Origin of the sequence: Microcystis sp. LE19-41.2A (genome assembly GCF_027530405.1) — a bacterium.
Classification (GTDB): Bacteria; Cyanobacteriota; Cyanobacteriia; order Cyanobacteriales; family Microcystaceae; genus Microcystis; species Microcystis aeruginosa.
Genome location: NZ_JAPZQJ010000671.1, coordinates 1 through 3,851 on the forward strand (window position 1 = coordinate 1; position 3,851 = coordinate 3,851).

Here is a 3,851-nt window from a genome sequence, read left to right on the forward strand (position 1 = left end):
TGAAATATTATGGAGATTTTTAAAATATGAATGGATTGAATTTAGCGCCTATAAAGACCGAAAGAGCCTCCTCGCTTACGTTAAAAAAGTGCTGGACAATTTTGGAGGCGAGTATGTAATTAATTTTGCCTAGGTACTTACAAAACCATAACGTTACTCAACTACATACAATCATCTATGGAAACTCCAAAGACTCTCGACAAAAGTGAATTGCCCTGAATGGCACTTCAAGATAGATCGACAATCTGTCGTTTGGTTCATTTCGGTGGGCAAGTCAATTTCTTCTTTGGCAATAGCGGTTCTACGATAGACCACTCTTCATTCGTCATACTACTTGAGTACATTTTGGCTTACTCCAAAGTATCGATTTTCGGGGATAACTAGACGGTGGCGCCTTCACTGACGGGGTTCAGACCAAAGTATTGCCGTTAAACAGGCTACAGACTCTCTTCCCTGCAACCTATAGTGGACAAGGTTTTCGCTTCACCTTTTCAGCCTAGCATCTACATTATAAAAGATACCAAATCGGTTCTATAGTTCCATATCTCTGGACAAAAATTTTCAAATTTATAAAAGTTGATCTAAATTCCGTGATTACTATCTATCAATTAAAGCCAGCTTTTCAAAAGATATTGAGTCCGCTAGTCAAGCAACTAGCGAAACAAGGAATCACGGCGAATCAAATTACCACATCTGCTGCTGTCTTATCAGTATTGATGGGAATAGCAATTGTCCTTTGGCATTGTCAGCGCTGGCTACTGTTGCTGATGCCTTTGGTACTTTTTATGCGAATTGCACTGAATGCGATCGATGGGATGTTAGCCAGAGACTACAACCAGAAAACATCGTTAGGTACTATCTTAAATGAACTAGGAGATGTAATTTCTGATACTGCCCTCTACCTTCCCTTTGCCTTAATACCAGGAGTTTCTAGTATTTTGGTTGTCCCAATTGTCTTACTGTCAATCATCAGTGAAATGACTGGAGTTCTCGGGGTTACAGTGAGTGGAAAAAGACAATATCAAGGGCCAATGGGCAAAAGTGATCGTGCTTTTTTATTTGGTATAATTGCTTTATTATTAGGATTAGGATTGACAGCAGGAAAGTGGTTAGATTATATTTGGATTACCACAATCTTACTGCTATTTTCGACAATTATCAATCGGGCTTACAGCAGCTTAAAGGAATTAGAGTATCATGGTTTGGACGAAGCCAGCAATTAATGTTATCTGGGGGTTAGCAGGGGTATTTATCCTATTAATACTAGCGACTCTCATAATTCAGCTTCTCTCCCTAACTTTGCCAGAGAGAAATTATACAGAACTGAAGCAACGAGTCAAATCTTGGTGGGCAATTACCCTTCTTTTCTCAACTTCTCTCATCCTCAGTCCTGGAATAGCTGTGATCTTTTTTGGTTTTGTCAGTTTTCTGGCCCTGAAAGAATATTTATCTCTAATTCCGACACGGCGGGCAGACCGTCGCGTCTTGTTTTGGGCTTATTTAGCAATCATCTTACAATATTACTGGATTTACAGTCAGTGGTACGGAATGTTTTTAGTATTTATCCCAGTTTATATGTTCCTTATCTTGCCGATGCGGATGGTAATTTCAGGAGAAATACACGGTTTTCTCAAGGCAATAGGAACTCTACATTGGGGATTGATGCTGACAGTATTTAGCATCAGTCACGTCGCCTATTTATTAAGGCTACCACCCGCAGGTAATCCCATAGCTGGCGGTGCTGGATTGTTACTGTATCTTTTATTTTTGACGGCTCTGAATGATATTTCCCAGTACTTGTGGGGAAAAAGTTTGGGAAGACATAAAGTTTTACCGACAGTTAGCCCCAACAAAACCTGGGAAGGCTTGCTAGGAGGGATAATAACGACAATAGTATTGGCAGTAATTTTGGCTCCTTGGTTAACTCCGTTTAATTTAACTCACGCATTCTGGCTGGGGTTACTATTGGGAATTGCCGGTTTTATTGGTGATGTTACTGTATCGGCTCTGAAGCGAGACTTAGGAGTTAAAGACAGCGGTAATCTCTTACCAGGACACGGTGGTATTCTTGATCGTATTGACAGTTTAACTTATACTGCTCCCCTATTTTTCCATTTTACTGTTTACTTTTATTTCCGGGGGATGTTAGCTTGAATAAGTTACTGCGATTGTTGTTTTTTGGTTGCTTGGTTAGACTGATTGTCTTGGTCATTATCGGACTAAGAATCAGTCACAAAGAGAGGCTACCAAAATCGGGACCAGCGATAATTGTTGCCAACCACAACAGCCATCTCGATACCCTGGTATTGATGACACTCTTTCCCTTAAGGTTATTAGACAAATTGCGTCCAGTAGCGGCGGCGGACTATTGGTTAAAGAATCCCTGGCTGACTTGGTTTTCTCTAAATATTATTGGTATCATTCCCTTAAGACGCGAAATGGGGAATGTTCGCGAGCATCCTCTAGACAGTTGTTCTCAGGCATTAGTGCGGAGAGAAATTCTGCTAATCTATCCTGAAGGCTCTCGCGGCAATCCTGAATCTTTAACTAGCTTTAAGAGTGGCATTGCCCATCTAGCGAAACGGCATCCAGAAATCCCCATCTATCCAATTTTCTTGCATGGTTTAGGCAAGACACTTCCCAAAGGTGAAGCTTTATTAGTCCCTTTCTTTTGTGATGTTTGGCTTGGTAATCCTCTCCATTGGACTGGCAATAAACAAAGCTTTATGGATTTGTTAAATCAGTCAATACAAGAGTTGGCAGCAGCAGGAAATTTTTCTGCTTGGCAATAAAAAAGTTCTTGATTTTTCTTGATTAAACGAAGGAATTAACCATGAATTCTCAAACCTTACCTAGCTATGATTCACTAAGTCGTCCGCTGCCAATTTGGCATCCTAAAGCCATCTACTACAGCCTTGTAAGATTGCTGTTTCAAACCATCGGGCAACTTTCAGACGGAATTCGTCTGGGCTTGAAATACGGCTTTGATTCAGGAGTCATGTTAGAGTATGTTTATCGCAATCGTCCCAGCGGCATTACCTGGTTTGGCAAGATAATTGACCGTGTTTATCTCGACTCCCAGGGATGGCAGGGAATCCGTCAACGTGGGGAAATTCTGAAAAGCGTATTGCGTCAAGTTATCCAAGATAATTTTGAGCAAGGGGTAACAACTAACCTCCTCGATGTTGCTTGTGGTGGTGGCCGCTATGACTTGGAAGTTTTGCTAGATTTTTCGGGTGGTGCAGTGAATGCTTTATTGCGAGATTACAAGGCAGAAAATGTGCAAAAAGCGCAAGAATTAGCTCTCCACCTTGGCGTATCAGCAACTATCGAACAAGCTGACGCTTTTAACGATGACGACTTAAACCGGGTCTTACCACCGCCTAATTTAATTGTCGTCTCGGGACTCCACGAAATATTACCAGATAATGAGTTAATTCGTCAGCATTTCCAGCAATTATATCGTCTTCTTGAACCAGGCGGGACGCTCATTTTTACCATTCAACCCTACCACCCCCAATTAGAGTTTATTGCCAGGGTATTAAATTCTCATACAGGTAAACCTTGGGTGATGCGCCTGAGACCGCTAGAATTAACCGAAGCATGGGCAACTGATGCGGGTTTTCAAGATTTCCAGGTACAGATGGATAACTTTAATATTTTCGGGGTCGTCAAAGCGAGAAAGTGAAGTCAGCGAAAACTCATTTTGTAACCCACATTCCGCACCCTCAACTGTCACAGATCAAAAAAGCCATTAAAGTAGTACATAATAACTAAAATTAATTCAAAGGTTAAAAGGGTTAATGAGAATATCTAGCATTAAAAGGGGTATGGAGCGAGAAAGAGAAAAT

General features: G+C 41.1%; 4 protein-coding genes and 1 pseudogene. All 5 read left to right on the plus strand.

Annotated features, from left to right (window positions below):
- Positions 1-133 (plus strand): annotated as a pseudogene (locus O9290_RS27585) (IS630-like element ISMae24 family transposase); the annotation flags it as partial.
- A 457-nt stretch (positions 134-590) separates the two neighbouring features.
- Positions 591-1,223, plus strand: a complete 633-nt coding sequence (locus O9290_RS27590) for a CDP-alcohol phosphatidyltransferase family protein (protein ID WP_002768800.1) — start codon at positions 591-593, stop codon at positions 1,221-1,223.
- Positions 1,198-2,154 (plus strand): phosphatidate cytidylyltransferase, encoded by a 957-nt coding sequence (locus O9290_RS27595; RefSeq protein WP_072926605.1) that lies wholly within the window; start codon positions 1,198-1,200, stop codon positions 2,152-2,154. The genes O9290_RS27590 and O9290_RS27595 overlap by 26 nt, the downstream gene beginning before the upstream one ends.
- Complete coding sequence (locus O9290_RS27600; RefSeq protein ID WP_072926606.1) at positions 2,151-2,792, plus strand: lysophospholipid acyltransferase family protein; 642 nt, start codon at positions 2,151-2,153, stop codon at positions 2,790-2,792. Before O9290_RS27595 ends, O9290_RS27600 begins: the two co-directional genes overlap by 4 nt.
- Before the next feature lie 41 nt (positions 2,793-2,833).
- The gene (locus tag O9290_RS27605) at positions 2,834-3,688 is read left to right on the plus strand and encodes a class I SAM-dependent methyltransferase family protein (RefSeq protein ID WP_002768795.1); all 855 of its coding nucleotides are present in this window, start codon (positions 2,834-2,836) and stop codon (positions 3,686-3,688) included.
- The last annotated feature ends 163 nt before the right edge of the window (positions 3,689-3,851 follow it).